This window comes from Pseudoalteromonas maricaloris (genome assembly GCF_024746855.1).
In the GTDB taxonomy this organism is placed as follows: domain Bacteria; phylum Pseudomonadota; class Gammaproteobacteria; order Enterobacterales; family Alteromonadaceae; genus Pseudoalteromonas; species Pseudoalteromonas maricaloris.
Window position 1 is genome coordinate 1,992,493 of record NZ_CP024625.1, and the last position, 15,117, is coordinate 2,007,609.

The 15,117-nt window shown below is 42.7% G+C and carries 14 protein-coding genes; all 14 read left to right on the top strand.

Features of this window, described 5'->3' with window-relative positions; genetic code table 11:
- Positions 1-5 precede the first annotated feature (5 nt).
- The 14 genes from icmH (at position 6) to tssG (ending at position 15,111) form a co-directional block, all read left to right on the top strand.
- Entirely contained in the window at positions 6-728 is a 723-nt protein-coding gene (gene icmH, locus CTT31_RS08600; protein ID WP_211859813.1) for a type IVB secretion system protein IcmH/DotU, read from the top strand.
- A 4-nt stretch (positions 729-732) separates the two neighbouring features.
- Positions 733-4,443, top strand: a complete 3,711-nt coding sequence (gene tssM / locus CTT31_RS08605) for a type VI secretion system membrane subunit TssM (protein WP_211859814.1) — start codon at positions 733-735, stop codon at positions 4,441-4,443.
- Between the two features lie 7 nt (positions 4,444-4,450).
- Positions 4,451-5,443, top strand: coding sequence for a type VI secretion system-associated protein TagF (gene tagF / locus CTT31_RS08610; protein WP_211859815.1), 993 nt, complete (start codon positions 4,451-4,453; stop codon positions 5,441-5,443).
- Positions 5,440-7,023 (top strand): TssA family type VI secretion system protein, encoded by a 1,584-nt coding sequence (locus CTT31_RS08615; protein ID WP_211859816.1) that lies wholly within the window; start codon positions 5,440-5,442, stop codon positions 7,021-7,023. Before tagF ends, CTT31_RS08615 begins: the two co-directional genes overlap by 4 nt.
- Before the next feature lie 58 nt (positions 7,024-7,081).
- Positions 7,082-7,600, top strand: coding sequence for a type VI secretion system contractile sheath small subunit (gene tssB, locus CTT31_RS08620; RefSeq protein ID WP_039495804.1), 519 nt, complete (start codon positions 7,082-7,084; stop codon positions 7,598-7,600).
- Positions 7,601-7,612: 12 nt separating this feature from the next.
- Positions 7,613-9,139 carry a type VI secretion system contractile sheath large subunit gene (tssC, locus tag CTT31_RS08625; RefSeq protein ID WP_010377056.1) on the top strand — a complete coding sequence of 509 codons (1,527 nt, stop codon included), beginning with the start codon at positions 7,613-7,615 and terminating at the stop codon, positions 9,137-9,139.
- Between the two features lie 218 nt (positions 9,140-9,357).
- Positions 9,358-9,672 (top strand): hypothetical protein, encoded by a 315-nt coding sequence (locus tag CTT31_RS08630; protein WP_211859817.1) that lies wholly within the window; start codon positions 9,358-9,360, stop codon positions 9,670-9,672.
- 11 nt (positions 9,673-9,683) lie between these two features.
- A complete protein-coding gene (locus tag CTT31_RS08635) occupies positions 9,684-10,079 on the top strand; it encodes a hypothetical protein (RefSeq protein WP_211859818.1) in 396 nt (131 codons plus the stop codon).
- Between the two features lie 185 nt (positions 10,080-10,264).
- The gene (locus tag CTT31_RS08640; RefSeq protein ID WP_260492358.1) at positions 10,265-10,771 is read left to right on the top strand and encodes a hypothetical protein; all 507 of its coding nucleotides are present in this window, start codon (positions 10,265-10,267) and stop codon (positions 10,769-10,771) included.
- 26 nt (positions 10,772-10,797) lie between these two features.
- Entirely contained in the window at positions 10,798-11,286 is a 489-nt protein-coding gene (locus CTT31_RS08645) for a hypothetical protein (protein ID WP_260492359.1), read from the top strand.
- A gap of 165 nt (positions 11,287-11,451) precedes the next feature.
- A complete protein-coding gene (locus CTT31_RS08650; protein ID WP_010377064.1) occupies positions 11,452-11,937 on the top strand; it encodes an Hcp family type VI secretion system effector in 486 nt (161 codons plus the stop codon).
- An 82-nt stretch (positions 11,938-12,019) separates the two neighbouring features.
- A complete protein-coding gene (gene tssE / locus CTT31_RS08655; protein ID WP_039495807.1) occupies positions 12,020-12,421 on the top strand; it encodes a type VI secretion system baseplate subunit TssE in 402 nt (133 codons plus the stop codon).
- Positions 12,421-14,145 (top strand): type VI secretion system baseplate subunit TssF, encoded by a 1,725-nt coding sequence (tssF, locus tag CTT31_RS08660; protein WP_260492360.1) that lies wholly within the window; start codon positions 12,421-12,423, stop codon positions 14,143-14,145. Before tssE ends, tssF begins: the two co-directional genes overlap by 1 nt.
- Positions 14,146-15,111, top strand: coding sequence for a type VI secretion system baseplate subunit TssG (gene tssG, locus CTT31_RS08665; protein WP_260492361.1), 966 nt, complete (start codon positions 14,146-14,148; stop codon positions 15,109-15,111).
- Positions 15,112-15,117: the final 6 nt, after the last annotated feature.

A 15,117-nucleotide genomic window follows, 5' to 3' on the forward strand; every position in this document is an offset into this window, starting at 1 on the left:
AGGTCATGGAAGCGTCGAAAAATAAATCTGAACTAGTCGCCTGCATTTCTCCGGTACTTGAAGTGCTTACTTCAATTCGCCAGGGCGGGGCAGATCATCAAGGAGTTGATGGTCTACGCAGTAAAGTCATGGATGCTTTTGATGAATATGAAAAGAGCTGTTATGACGCACGGATCAGTGCGTCGGAAATGCAGGAAGCCAAATTTGCATTAACCGCTTTGGTCGACGAGCAAATCATGACGGCACAGAAGCCGTACAGTATGGAGTGGATGGCGCGACCTTTACAATTAGAATTATTTGGCAACATGCGTGCGGGAGAAGCTTTTTTTGAAAAGCTTGAAAATATCCGCCGTGCAGCAGCGCAGCAACACACGGTTTTGGAAGTATATTTTGTTTGTTTACAACTGGGTTTCGAAGGGATCTATAAGATCAAAGGGGTAGAGCAACTCAAAGCGTTGATGTTGGATGTTAGAGCGCAATTAGAAGAGCTTGCTGGACCTGCAAAATTACAGCTTTCTGATAATGCAAAACCGCAAGAAAGTATGGTCACTAAAGTAGGAAGAAACCTACCTTATTGGGTTATTTTATCGGTAACGCTTGCTTTACTAGCCAGTATGTATGTTGGTTCAACGTATTTCATTGAGAATCGTGCGAACCAGCAAGTCGTGCAAATTGATAAGCATATTGAAGTACTAACGCAGTTAGAGAAAACAGGGAAAGCGAGGTAACATCATGTCAGGAGTAAATCGTAGTGGACTAGTGCATCTAGTCTTAGGATTTTTGTCATCTCGTGCGACGGCTCATTGGGTCGGCATATTCGCAATTTTGACGCTAATTTGGTTTGCTGGTCGGTTTATTGGCCTTGAAGATCAAAATCATCGTTTAATGGTGATGGGGGCGGTATTTGGTCTGTTTTGTCTTACTTTATTAGTTCGATGGTTGTGGGTGAAGCGCTCTGGTGACAAGTTAGCGAAAGAAATTGCCAATAATCATGCGGGGACAGAAGCCGAAGTCGAAGAAATTAAAGCCAAAATGGAAGAAGCGCTGTCTGCATTAAAAGCTTCTCATTTAGGCGCTGGTTATCGTGGTAATGCTGCGTTGTATGCATTGCCTTGGTATATGATCATTGGTCCGTCGGCTGCGGGTAAAAGTACGTTATTTGCAAACTCTGGGCTGCATTTCCCTTATTCAAAATCTAATCAACTGCATATTCAAGGTTTTGGTGGCACACGTAATTGTGACTGGTGGTTTTCAGATCAAGCCGTTTTGATTGATACCGCAGGTCGTTATACCACTGAAGAGTCAGACAATGATCAATGGTTGTCATTCTTAAAGCTGTTACGTAAATACCGCTCTAAACAGCCAATCAATGGCGTAATGGTGGCGATTAGTGTTGCCGACATCTTGACCTCAGACAGCGAACAGATCCGCGACCATGTTAAACAGATCCGCGCTCGTATTGATGAGTTAATTAACCAACTTGGACTTATCTTTCCAGTATACGTGGTGTTTACCAAATGTGATTTGATCAGCGGCTTTGAGCCTTTCTTTAATGAATTAAGTGAAGATGAGCGTAAACAACCTTGGGGCGCATATTTACTTGAGGAAGATGGCACCAATACCGGTGAAGTGGCGAGCGAGAACTTTTCAAAACATCTTACTGGCCTGTATGAGCGACTGTGTGATCAACGTCTAGTTAAAATGACGCGTGAACGTAACGCCCAACGTAAACAACTGATTTATGATTTTCCTAATCAGTTCAAAGCGGCGTCTGCCAAAGTTGAAGAATTTATTGACACATTATTTAAAGAAAACCCGTACCAGGAAGTACCGTGGTTTGCTGGTGTGTATTTTACCTCTGGTACGCAAGAAGGTACGCCTATCGAGCGTAGCGCAACGAGCAAACTATCTACGTTTAGGTCAGTATTGTTTGAGTATCGCCAAGAAAGCATTACCTCCGCGTTTTTTATCAACCAAGTATTCAAAGATGTGTTGTTTAAATTGCAAGATCTCACTCGGGGTAACCGGAAAAAGCGCCGCGTACAAAAATGGCTCAAAGGCTTTGCAGTATGCTTGTGTGTGACGTCGGTATTTGCTCTTGCGGGTTTGTTGGTTAACTCTTATACCCACAATCAACAGCTTTTAACAACCAGTGATAAATTAACGACTGCTGTTGTTAATACACGAGTTGAAAACCAGCCGTTGGCCGAGCAATTTAATTCAACTTTGTCTCTTTTTGCACACTATCAAGAGCTAATCGGTTATGAGAAAAAGCTGCCTTGGTATTTCTTACTCGGGGTTTACAGTGCAGATAACACTATTAAGCCAATAGAACAGGTATTACGTCAACGTGTACAAGCGCTCATTGGCGAACCAAGTTCGGAGCTTGTGCAACAAGCACTTTTTGAAAGCCACCAAAACTGGATTGCACTGCTAAGTACAGAAGAACAGGTAGCTAAACGTATCGAGCCAAAGCTACGTGATAAGTACTATCAAGCACTTAAGCTGCAACTCATGATGAGTAACGAGTTTGAGCGTTTAAATAAAGACTATGCGAAGTCTGAGCTACTGGACTACACGGCGGATCGCTTAGAGCTAACGCTAAACGAAGACACGCAAGCATTAACAGAGCAACTGTCAGGATTGATTGATTTTTACTTAGCTCAATTAGCAGTTGAGCCTACACCGCAGCAGCTTGCGATTTGGCAGAATAATGATTTCTTGGTGAGTCAGGCTCGTTCAGACTTAATGAGTGCGCCAGAGCCAACCGCATTATATGAGCAGATCAAAGCAAAAGTAACGGTATCAAAAGCCGCACTAACGCTTGATCAAATGATGCAGCAAAACAACAAAACCTTTTTGCAGTCCAAGATTAGCATTCCATACGTTTACACCAAAGAAGCATGGGAAAACGAAGTGTACGACGCCATCAAGGTCATCGCGAGCAAAGCATTCTCTGGCGACTGGGTGATGGGCACAGACAACGCAGAAAGCGAAGGCTCTGTTGATGAAGCAAAAGCAAGCGCTTTAGTTAAATCTATCCGTGCACTGTATTTCAGAGACTATGCCAATGTGTGGTTTGAGTTTTTAAATTCAGTAGAAATAAGCCCATTTAATACGAGCAACGCGGCAAGTTTAACGCTCGCTCAGTTGTCATCACCAGAAGGTCCATTGGTCGATTTAATGGCGTCAATCGACGACAACGTGAATCTAATTGATTCGCCAAACAAAACGGTAGAAACAGAAAAGTTAACCGAGCAGGCAAATGCATTACTTGCAAAGTCTAAAAACAACAAGGTTAAAGGTGCAAAGATAGAAGCCGCTGCGAGAAAGCGTGTACCTGAACTGTCGAGCCGCTTTGCAGATCTTCGTCGCTATACGGCAAAAGGAGAAGAGAACGCTCGCTCTGATTACCTAGAGCAATATCTCGGTGCTTTGAGTGCATTTCATTCAGACATCAAAACGATTGCGGCGAGTAACAATGATGACTATATGGCGATGTCATTTACTCAAACGCTGTTAAATGGTGATAGCAAAAACCATGCGCTGCAAAGTGCATGGGTGGTGGTCGAAAGCCAAGTCAGAGCGCTTGACCCAGATACTAAGCAAGCACTTGAAAAACTACTAAAAGCACCCCTTTTAGCGAGTGTGCAGACAGTAATGAACGAAGCAAAAGTACAGCTTAATGAGCGTTGGTCTAATCAGGTATTCTTAACATACAAAGAAAATATCCGTGGTAAATATCCGTTCAATATCGACGGGCCAGATGCAGCAGTTGAAGATATTAGTGAACTGCTGAACCAAGAGTCAGGTGTGTTCTGGCAATTTATGGCTGAGAATCTATCTCCCTACCTTCGTTTAAAACGTGGTGAGTGGGTAGAGAAAACCTGGAACGGTATCGGCATTGGCTTTAAGCCAGGAGTACTAGACAAGCTAACTAAGGCGAGAAAGGTAACGCGTTCGCTATTTCCTCGAGACGGTTCTGAGGTAGGGATTAGCTTCCAAATGATGCCTGTGGCACAAAAGGGATTAAAAGAAACTTATATCGGCTTTAGTGACCAAAATTACCGTTATAGAAACGAACCTGAAGAGTGGCGTCGTTTTAACTGGCCTGCTCGTGCGGGCACTGAAAAAGCAGTGGTATATGGTTTAGACAGTGAAGGCCGCAGAATCGAAATCGAAAAGTCAGGGCCTTGGGCATTCCTAAAAGTATTGAATGAAGCGAATGTACAGTGGGTTCGTGGTACTGAATTTATGGCAACATGGCAATTACAAAGAGAAGCAGAGGCTAGTGTTGAACCAATCCAAGTTCAAGTTGCACTTAAGTCGAGCAGAAACAGTGGCATATTCAGCAAATATTTTATGACGTCATTTGCGCTGCCTGAGTCTTTGTTTGATACCAAAGTGAGTGTAGCTTCCAATGAAAACTTGGCGTTGAGGTAACATAGGCATGTTCGGTTTTTTTAATAATAAGAAAGTCGCCAAGGTGCCAACGACTCAGCCATTTGGATTTATGGGTAAGAACCCAATTCAAGCGGACTTTATTAAGTTTAACGTTGACTCAAGAGAAGCAATAGCACTTGAACGCTGGCTTCAAGAAGGTTACGCAGACATGAGCCGACAGGCGTTGATAAAAGATGCCGCTTCTCAAAAAGAGCAGTCAACGCTATTTTTTATCGCCTCAGGTCAAGACGAAAACTGTTTACTAGGCACACTACAGCCAAGCGAAGATAAAAGTGGAAGACAATACCCATTTTGCTCGTTTGTATTATCGAGTAATGCGGACTACAAACAAAACCCTGCATTTCTATTTAGCGAATGTGGCAGTGCGTTTAAATCATTAAGTTTAAACCATGAGCTGATCAGAAACTGCAGTAGTGTTGAGCAAATGCGCCATAGCGCACAGGAGCTTAAGCAGGCAAGTGAGCTGGTTTCGCAACCGATTGATTTTGATAAGGCAATGTCTTCACTACGAGCTTCACCGATACAGCGTATATGGGATGCGCTTGAATTAGAAGATCTTGACCAGCGAGCACAATTAATCAGCCAAGTGATGTCTGCGCTTAAAATGATCAAAACCCAAGGCTGTTTGCGTTGTCAGTTTGGATTGAAGTTACCGATGCCACAAGTGGGTGAAGATACCCAGTTGTTAGGTGCATTTTGGCTGCATCTTATTACTAATATGGTGGCCGATCATCACTGGCAGCCTTGGTGTTTTTATAACTATGGTCAATTGAGCCAGAAAGCTTCGCTAGTGGTGTATTGCAGACCTATGCCGGCCTCGTATTTTGCGTCAATTTGGCTTGAACACAATAGCTTGTCGACGACCATTAATCTAACAGGGACTTTGCCACAACATCCGGTGACACCGCATATGTATGAATTGGCAAAAGCATCAAATATGAGTGTTTTCGATGCGCTAAGAAGTTGGAGTAAGTTATGAGTCAACCACATAAGTATCAGAGCTGGCAGCAGTGGTGTGAAAAGTTATTAGCGCCTCTAGGCGGCATGCCATGCGGTGACGATTTGAAATACGAAGAGTCATTTAAATTACTAAAAGCCTCTTCGTCAGGTGTTGCTGAGCCAGACTTCAAAGCTAACTTTATTTTGGCATCAGAGCTTTTAGAAAAGCAGAGTAAGGATATTCGCATCGCGTCGTATCTAACGTTGGCCGCTACGAATGAGTTTGGGCTCGAAGGTTTGATCCACTCGTTAGATTTGTTTAATCAGCTTTTGCAACAGTATCAGGCGCAGATCCACCCAGTGAAAGAACGTGCGAGAGCATCGGTTCATACTTGGTTCTTACAACAACAACAGCGCTTACTTGGTGTTGCTACAGCGCATAGTGCGACAATGCCGGAGCAATGGCCAGAGTTAAAGCGCGTACTTGAACAGTATGCATCAGAATCCGTGGCAATACTTGATGCAGACTCAGGTCCGCTTGCTGATTTAAAACACTGGTGTGAGCAAGGTTTGATTTCGCAACCAGTTCCTGTACAACCTGTTGCGACGGTACAAGAGCCTGTCGAAAAGCATGAGGTGGTCACAGCAGAGCAGCCTCAAGTACAGCAACCTGTAGCGGCGACTTCACAGCCTACAGCTGTTGCTTCAAAGCCAGTTTCTACACTTGCTATTGCCGTGGAAGCACCGCAGTCAGACTCGGCTTATACAGAGCAAGTTCGCAAACTATTGGCGTATGACAAAGAAAGCCAAAATTGGATGCGAGCGATTCGCTTGGCACGTGCAGTGAGGTGGGGGGCGCTTGCATTGCCACCGCACGATAATGAGTTGAAAACGCGCTTACCAGCCCCAAGGCAAGCGGCATTTGTGCCTATTGAAAACGCCTTAGCTGCACAAAACTTTGCCCAAGCGTTAGAAAAGGCAGAAGCCTTATTCATGGAAGGGGCGATGCATTTTAACCTTAACTTACAAAGGCTAACCATCGCTGCACTTGAAGGACTCAAGTTATTTAAAGAAGCACAGTGGATCGATTTAGAACTTGCCGCAATCGCTGATCAATACCCAACACTGCTCAGCCTTAAATATGAAGACGGAAGTGAATTTTGTTCAGCAGCAAATCGCGAGCGAATTGGCGAACATAAATTACTAAGCCAAGGTGAAGGTGCAAGCACAGACGGTAATCAGAAGGTTTGGTTAGATAAATTTAAAGAAGCGCAGGCGCTTGTTGATCAAAACAAGCTTACGCAAGCACTGCAGCTAATGGAAGGGTTTGCACAAGACAAGTTCGATTTTGCAAAGCAAAAATTATATCAAGCACGTTTATTGATGCGCAGTGAACGCGCTGATCTTGCCTATCCAATGTTTGAGCAGCTGCTTAAAGACATTGAACAGTACCGACTGGACCTATGGCATGAGTCGTTTGCTCTAGAGGTTTGGCGTTATGCCAAGCAATGCAATGAAGCAGTATCTTTGGAGCAAGGAGATGAATTTGATCTACGAGCAACTGCGATAAAGCAGCAGATGCTCGTAACCAAAGTAAGCTCAGCGATTGACTGGGTTTGATTGTTAACCGCTGGGCTTGTAACGGCAGGCGCAACGACTGATTAAATAAGGAAAGACTATGTCTGATACGTTTCAAAAAGAGATCCCAAGAGCGCGGATTAATATAGCGCTTGAGCTGGAAACCGAAGGTGCAACGCAAAAGAGTGAACTACCGATGAAAGTTTTGGTGGTTGGTGATTATTCCAACGGCCAAAACGACAGTGACCTCGCTGAGCGAGAGCGCATTGCTATTAATAAAAATAATTTAGAGCAAGTGCTAAAAGACATGTCACCAAAGGCAAAGTTTCAAGTATCGAACAAAATCGCAGGTGATGGTGAAATCGGTATTAACCTAACGTTTGATGATTTTAAGTCATTCGATCCAGAGCAGGTTGCAGCGCAAGTACCAGAGCTTAACAAGATGATGTCAATGCGTAACTTATTACGTGATCTGAAATCTAACTTGCTTGATAACTCAACGCTGAGAAAAGAGCTTGAGCGCATTTTGCAGAACAAACCAGAACTTGATGAGTTAAAAGCACGGCTAAACGAGTTAGCGCCGCTTTTGTCTGAGCAAGAGAAACAACCGCAAGAGTAAGGACACAAACCGATGAATATGCAAGAAACATTAAACGTTGAAGCGCGCAAAGAAGAGACTTTGACAGCTTCAGCTTATGAAACAATCTGTAATCTTGTGTCTATTGAGCCGGTTTCAAGTGAAATCAGCATAGATAACTTCCGTGATGCTAATAATCTTGCGGAAACAGACACCAATGAGCGCTTAACTGCTGCTATCAATGTCTTTTTAGACATGGCCACTAATGACAGCAAAGAAGTATCGCGTATCGACAAGTTATTACTTGATGACTACATTGCCAAAGTTGACAAAATTATCTCTGAACAGCTGGACGAAATTTTACATCATCCGCAGTTTCAAAAAGTAGAGTCAGCGTGGCGTTCACTGCGTTATTTGGTGAATCGTTGTCCAAATAACTCAAACGTAAAGCTTGAACTACTTGATGTTGATAAAGAAACACTACGTGACGACTTCGAAGAAGCACCAGATACCACGCAATCTGCGCTTTATAAGCAAGTGTATACAGCTGAATATGACACACCAGGGGGCGAGCCAATTTCGACTATGGTGTCAAACTTTGAATTTGATTGTTCAGCGCCGGATGTGTCGTTATTGCAAGAAATTTCAAGGGTTTCTGCAGCAGCACATTGTCCTTTCTTAGGCAGTGTTGGTGCAAAGTTCTTCCTAAAAGATTCGCTTGAAGAAGTATCAAAAATTCAGGATTTGGGCTCTTACATGGAGCGTGCTGAGTTTTTACGTTGGAAGAACTTCCGTGAATCAGAAGATGCACGTTACATTGGTTTAGCGTTCCCACGTTTCTTACTGCGCTTACCATACGGCGACTTAAACCCAATTCGTCACTTTAACTATCAAGAAGACGTTAGCAGTGAGCATCATGAACGTTATCTATGGGGTAACGCGACATTTGCGTTCGCGGCAAATATCGTCCGTAGCTTCCACCAAAATGGTTGGGCGGTAAATATTCGTGGTCCACAATCTGGTGGTCGCGTTGAAAATCTACCTCTGCATTCTTTTGAGGCAGGTCGTGGTCAAGAAACTAAGATCCCAACGGAAGTACTTATTTCTGAAACCAAAGAGCTTGAGTTTGCAAACCAAGGGTTTATCCCACTGAGCTACTACAAAAACAGTGACTTTGCGTGTTTCTTCTCTGCAAATAGTGCGCAAAAGCCACAAATTTTTGAGACGCCGGAAGCCACCTCTAACTCGCGGATCAATGCAAGATTACCTTACATCTATTTGGTATCGCGTATTGCACACTATATGAAGGTGATCCAGCGTGAAAATATCGGTTCAAGCAAACCTCGTCACGAACTTGAGCAGCAACTTAATGATTGGTTAGGTGCATTAGTTACTAAGATGAATAATCCAGACGAGTCTCTAATTGCGACGCACCCGTTAAAAGATGCCAACGTGACTGTGTCGGAGATCCCGGGTAATCCTGGTTATTACCGTGTGAATACGTATGTGGTTCCACATTTCCAAGTGGAAGGTATCGACGTACGCCTCGCACTCGTTGGTCAAATGCCTGGCGAAAAGTGAAGGCCAGTTGAAGAACCAATGAAGCGTATTTAGGGCAGTGAATGCTGCCCATTATTAAAGTTTACATTTAAATTAAAAAAACAAAATAGCTTTACAATGTGTCTTGTAAATATAAAGGTAAAAACACGTTGTTTAGTTAGTTGTATCATGGGGATTTGTGACAACTTAAAAATGCTTTTAATCATTTTTATATCGGTGAAAGTTTAAAGGAATATTTTATGGCAAACTTGATAAAAAAAGCAGGTCATTTAGGAAGGGCCTATGCTGTTCTGGAGCTTGTTTATAGGCAATTTTATAAAAATGGCAAAGATGCAAATGAAGCTTATCTTAAAATGCTGCCTTTAGTTAAGGATGCTATAAAAACTCATGGTCGGGATTCAGAAGTAGCAATAGGAGCTTTAGAGTTACTAGCTGATCTTGCACCTTTTGGCGCAAAAAGAAGAAACTTCAAGCGGCGTTATGTTGATAAACCTGATGGTTGGAAGCAGTTACCAGCAGACCCGAATCAGCTTTCGTATGGATACTGGTATTAAATGGTGTATTTATGAACATAAAAGCAGACCATATCATTTGGAAAGTTATATTTTTGGTGCAACTATCTGTGACACTGTTTTCAATATACGAAAATCAAGCTTCAGCTCTTTCAGAGCTCAGAGCTACATTTATTGGGGGAGTTCTTTTTATTGCTGATAGTTTAATTTTGGCAGCAAACCTTTTTCTGATTTTACAAGTGCGTGTTCTAAGTCGAAAAGTATGGTTTTTTATAGCTTGGCTATGGTGGTTTTTAAATATTTACAGCTTACTAAATGAGTTTTATTTGGGCGGTTATACCTCGTCTGAAATGTTGTTCTTTGGAAATATAATCTGGCTTTTAATTTTATTTTCCTTGCCTGTATTTAAGTACGGAAACTTTGTAGGAAATCTTAGTAAAGCTGAATAAAGCTAAAACGATTTACACTTCCATGATGCACTTTAGTGCATGCGTTAAACGGTGGAAGTGACGTGCGCCTTGAACTCGTTAGTCAACAACCTAGCGATAGATAAAGACCGCCAATATAAGTGAATAAAACTATCTAAGGCTGAGAACGTAGCTTTAGACAAGAAGCGATGAGGCAAAGGATTGTCATGTTGAAGCGAAAAATATGTAACTGGTTGATGATACTAAGTACAGTCTTGGTGACTAACTTGTCATATAGCCAAGAGATGACACCAGAGCTCTTTTTTGCAAAAAAGAAATTGCAAAAAGCAGCTATAGCTTACACCGCGGCGATGGAAACGTGTTTTGAGCATGCTCCACGAGTAAAGCCAAGCCAGCTTAAGGTAGGAAAATTTGAAACAGAATTCGTTGTTAAAGCAATAAATTACCTTCATTACGTAGCGCTTAATGATTGTATGCAAGACCATGATGTTAATTTTTTAAAAGCAGTAGAGCACTATAATCAAACTGCGCAGAAGCATGAGTTAATCACCGTGGACAGTTTTGTGACTTACAGATGGAATGAAGAGCTTAGATCTGAGTTTGAATTTCAAAAGTTACCAACGGATATGCAAGCGCATTTTTTACAACTTGAAGTATTACAAAAGCCATTCAATGCCGCAAAATTAGTGATGGAACTGTTGGGTGAACTGTAAAGCGAAACCAAAGGATGGGCATGAGAATGAAGAAATTTTATTACTTATTGATGTTGTTATTTCCGGTTATTGTTTTTGCTAAAACGGCAACTCCGGAGTTCTTTTTTGCAAAAAAGAAATTACAAGAAGCAACTATCTCTTACACCGCAGCGATGGAAACGTGTTTTGAGCATACTCCACGTGTTCGCCCAAGCGAGTTAAAGATAGATAAACTTGAAACAGAATTAGTCGTAGATGCAGTAAATTACCTGCATTACGTTGCGCTTAACCATTGTATGAAAGACGAATATATTCGTTTCTTAAGTGCAGTTAACTACTACAACTCTTTGGTTAATCGTGATGAATGGTTAGAGGTTGATAGCTTTGTTATTTCCGCTTTGGAGGAAGAAGTACGTGGAGAATTCGAATTTAAACAGTTACCCGAAGCGGTTCAGCAGCACTTTTTGCAGCTGGATATACTAAAAACGCCATTTGATGCGGCGACGTTAGTGATGGAATTACGTGGTGACTTATAACATGTAGTGAAAGATTGCCCCAAGTTGGCTGCCACCAACTTGGGACATGTTCCCAAATTGGCATAAAGCGTGGCGCTTTGTTTGGGGATCAAACGTGAAAAACATGCGTTTGATCAATGCCTTTAATAATTAGGAAACATCTTATCTTAAAAGGAGAAATTAAAAATGGCAATTCCAGCGTATATGTGGTTAAAGGACGACCAAGGTAACGACGTTAAAGGTTCAGTAACTGTAGCTGAGCGTGAAGGTTCAATTGAGATTTTGCATTTCGATCACGAATTGCGTATCCCAACTGATAACGACACGGGCGAGCTAACAGGTACTCGTAAGCACGAGCCTTTTGTTATCACAAAAGCTGTGGATGCTGCTACTCCGTACATGTACAAAGCGTGTTCAAACGGTCAAACATTAAAGCAACTTGAGCTTAAATGGTACCGTATTGATGACACGGGTACTGAGCGTGAGTACTTCCGCCATACGCTTGAAGACGTGAAAATCACTTCAATCACGCCAACAATGCACAACGTTAAAGATTTGGATAAAGAGCGTTATCCTCACCTTGAAACAGTGCACATGCGTTACAAGCGCATCACTTGGACGTACCTAGACGGTAACATTGAGTTCTCTGACTCATGGACTGAAGGTCGTTAATTTCGAGTGTTGGAGGCCTACTGGCCTCCTTTTCAAGCTTAAACTAGTTCGCGCAATGAATGAATAGAGAGCGTATTTTTCTATGGCCTTATTTGATTTGCTAGCTCAACCATCACGTCAAGCCTATAGCGATAACAATTTATCGCATCTAAGCGACAGCGTATGTAAACACCTAACGCAACTATTGAATGCGCGTAGGGGAGTGCTTGAGCACTTAGGTGATTATGGTTTACCGGATGTGGAAGATCTATATGAAGGGCTACCTTATTCGCAGCAAACACTTGCCAATGAAGTAAAAAGAACCATAGAAAAGTACGAACCAAGAATTACTAACCTCATCGTTCGACCCATCGACATAAAAGAGGAAAACTGTGTGATTCGATTTGAGATAAGAGCGCAATTAAAAACCGGCGAGATAATCAGATTGAATACTAAGTTTGCGTCAGGTGGTAAAGCAAACGTCAATGCAGGAGGAGCAGATTAATGGATATGCAGCAATATTTTGATGCGCAAATGAGGCTGTTAACACAAGCAGGTAAACAATTTGCTCAGCAGTATCCTGAACATGCCGGCTTTTTAAATATTGACGCGTTAAAGGATAGAGATCCTCATGTTGAGCGCTTGCTCGAAGGAGTCGCTTACTTAACGGCATTTACGCAAAAGCGATTGGATGAGACGCTACCCGAAGTGTCTGAGCAGGTACTCAGACAGATTTGCCCAATATTATTAAACTATTATCCGTCTACGACGGTGCTAGAGTTTGCGCCAAAACTCACCATGCAAGGACTGGTGAGTGTGCCAAAAGGCGCGAAAATCTCTTCCCATAAAAGTGACAACGCGCCTGTGGCTTGTCACTTTACTACCACCGCAGAAACGAAAGTGCTGCCGTTTGAGATCTACTCTGTGGACTATCATGAGATCCACACTGGTGCAACGTTAAACTTGCACCTCAAGCGGTTAGGCCAAGGCAGTTTAGATGATTACGATCTCTCTAAATTACGGGTGTATTTACGTGGAGACACGCCGCTTTGTGCCAGTCTTTATCAAATGATGAAGAATCCAAACGCAGCGATAGAGGTTGAGACAGGAAAGCTTGGCAGTACGACGCAATATACCTTGAGCAAATCAAAAATAGATGCCGCTTTTCATAAAGACAGCACCGGAATGCTGCCGAACAGCGAACAGAGTCATCCAGCTTATGCGTTGCTGCTTGATTACTTTAACTCTCGTGAAAAGTTCTATTTTGTTGAACTAACGGGACTGGATACGCTAAATATTGATCCAGACACTAATACCATCAGCATCAAAATAGCCAGTGATATTAAATTACCGCCCGGTAACAAAGTAAATGCGGATAATATCCTGCTTAATTGTGTACCTGCGGTAAATATCTACCCAGTAGATGCCGAGCCTATCCGAGTCAGCGAAAACCAAACCGAATACCAACTACATCCAGTGCAAAATAAACTTGGAGAGAGTTTTTGTTATAGCGTTAAGTCGGTACAAGGCGCAAGTAGTAGCACGGGAGAAGCCATCGGCTTTGTTTCTCGGTATAGCACGGTATATGAAGATAACGCCCATTTGTATTCACTGATAAGCCGTGATATTGGCGGGGTATCGCCACAGACGTACATTCAGCTTTCAATGCAAGAAGTGGGTGATATTACTACTTTATCGACTGATCTGTTGGCGCATAACGCGGCGTGGCCAAGGCAAACACTGCAAGAAGGCGATATCAATGCACAAAGCGCTGATGTACCGTCGGTACTTAGCGTTAAAAATGTCGTAAGACCGAGTAAGTTGCTTAATTCTCCTGATCAGGCATTACATTGGCAGCTCATTAGCTTGTTGAATATGCGTTTCTCTCAACTTGCAGAGCCAACCCAGCTGAAAAAGCTATTGGCACTGTTTGATTGGTCGGAGCGCTCTGAAAATCGAAACCGTATTGAGAGTATCCAAGGCGCTGAATCTAAACCTATCTCATTGCTACAAAAGGGCGTGTTTGTTAAAGGGATAGAGATCCATTTAACCCTAAACGAAAAGAGCTTTGTTTGCACAGCTGATGCGTATCATTTTTGCGATGTGTTGCATCAGTTCTTTAAATTATATGCGCCAATTAACGAGTGCTTAAAAACCCGAGTTACGCTGCTGCCAAGTTACCACGAGTGGGAGTGGGATGTGACGGCAGGCGATAGTTATCAGGTGTAAATGATGGAGCAGCAAAACCAACCCATTTGGGCAAAACTGCCAGAGCCGATAGCGAAATTGATGGCCACACCTTGGCGTTTTAGCTTGTATAAGGCACTAACGCTTATTGAACAGCACTGGGCTAGCAATAACGAGTTACAAAGTGGCCACAGTCATCGCGTTGAAATTGCACCGTATAAAGAACTTGGGTTTCCAGCGTCAGACGTTAGACGCTGTGAATTGCAAGTAAGGCAACGAGGTAAGCTGAGGCTTGAAACGTCATTTCTCGGTTTATATGGCGTTGATGCTGCGATGCCGCACTACTTACTAGAGCAAGCCGCAGGAGATGAAGAGATAGGTGCAAGAACACGCGCATTTTTAGATCTCTTTAATCATGTATTGTATTGCCAGCTATTTCAAAGTTGGAAGAAGTCTCAGATTAATCTTGCTGGCATTGGTGCGCAGCAATTTGATCAAATAGTTGCTGCAGTATTTGAAAATAACCAGTCGGATAAGAGCAAACTAAATCTTATTAGTGCTAAACAAACCAGTGCAGCTGGGCTTGAGCAAGTATTAAAGCAAGCGCTACAAGACGAAAGCTTAACGATTAAAGATAATATCGTTGAATGGGAAGGTATTACTGAAGCGGGCAAGTTAGGCTCAAAACAAAGCGGTTTCTCATTGGGTGGTAATGGCGTATTGGGTAAACGCGTTTTGGTCACCGGCAATCGTATTTGCATTGAGCTTGGTCCAATGGACGAGGCTGAGGCACAGCTATATGAGCCAGGTGGTGTAAAGGCGAAACGTTTATCACAATTATTAAATTGGCACACCTCAACCAAAATGAATTGGCAACTGTTAGTGCAGATCAATCGCCAAGCGCGCGAGGGCACTCGGTTAGGGGCTGGCAAGCTTGGGGTAAGTTGTGCGATAGGTAAAGTTAACGCACGCATAGAGAAGAAAATATATTCACAATCACAGTTTTAATGCGAA

Coding starts and splice junctions, on each gene's coding strand:
- tssE (WP_039495807.1), top strand. CDS start 12,020: ATGGCCTTATTTGATTTGCTAGCTCAACCATCACGTCAAGCCTATAGC.
- CTT31_RS08630 (WP_211859817.1), top strand. CDS start 9,358: ATGGCAAACTTGATAAAAAAAGCAGGTCATTTAGGAAGGGCCTATGCT.
- CTT31_RS08650 (WP_010377064.1), top strand. CDS start 11,452: ATGGCAATTCCAGCGTATATGTGGTTAAAGGACGACCAAGGTAACGAC.
- tssB (WP_039495804.1), top strand. CDS start 7,082: ATGTCTGATACGTTTCAAAAAGAGATCCCAAGAGCGCGGATTAATATA.
- CTT31_RS08635 (WP_211859818.1), top strand. CDS start 9,684: ATGAACATAAAAGCAGACCATATCATTTGGAAAGTTATATTTTTGGTG.
- tssF (WP_260492360.1), top strand. CDS start 12,421: ATGGATATGCAGCAATATTTTGATGCGCAAATGAGGCTGTTAACACAA.
- icmH (WP_211859813.1), top strand. CDS start 6: ATGGAAGCGTCGAAAAATAAATCTGAACTAGTCGCCTGCATTTCTCCG.
- tssM (WP_211859814.1), top strand. CDS start 733: ATGTCAGGAGTAAATCGTAGTGGACTAGTGCATCTAGTCTTAGGATTT.
- tssG (WP_260492361.1), top strand. CDS start 14,146: ATGATGGAGCAGCAAAACCAACCCATTTGGGCAAAACTGCCAGAGCCG.
- CTT31_RS08615 (WP_211859816.1), top strand. CDS start 5,440: ATGAGTCAACCACATAAGTATCAGAGCTGGCAGCAGTGGTGTGAAAAG.
- tssC (WP_010377056.1), top strand. CDS start 7,613: ATGAATATGCAAGAAACATTAAACGTTGAAGCGCGCAAAGAAGAGACT.
- CTT31_RS08645 (WP_260492359.1), top strand. CDS start 10,798: ATGAAGAAATTTTATTACTTATTGATGTTGTTATTTCCGGTTATTGTT.
- tagF (WP_211859815.1), top strand. CDS start 4,451: ATGTTCGGTTTTTTTAATAATAAGAAAGTCGCCAAGGTGCCAACGACT.
- CTT31_RS08640 (WP_260492358.1), top strand. CDS start 10,265: ATGTTGAAGCGAAAAATATGTAACTGGTTGATGATACTAAGTACAGTC.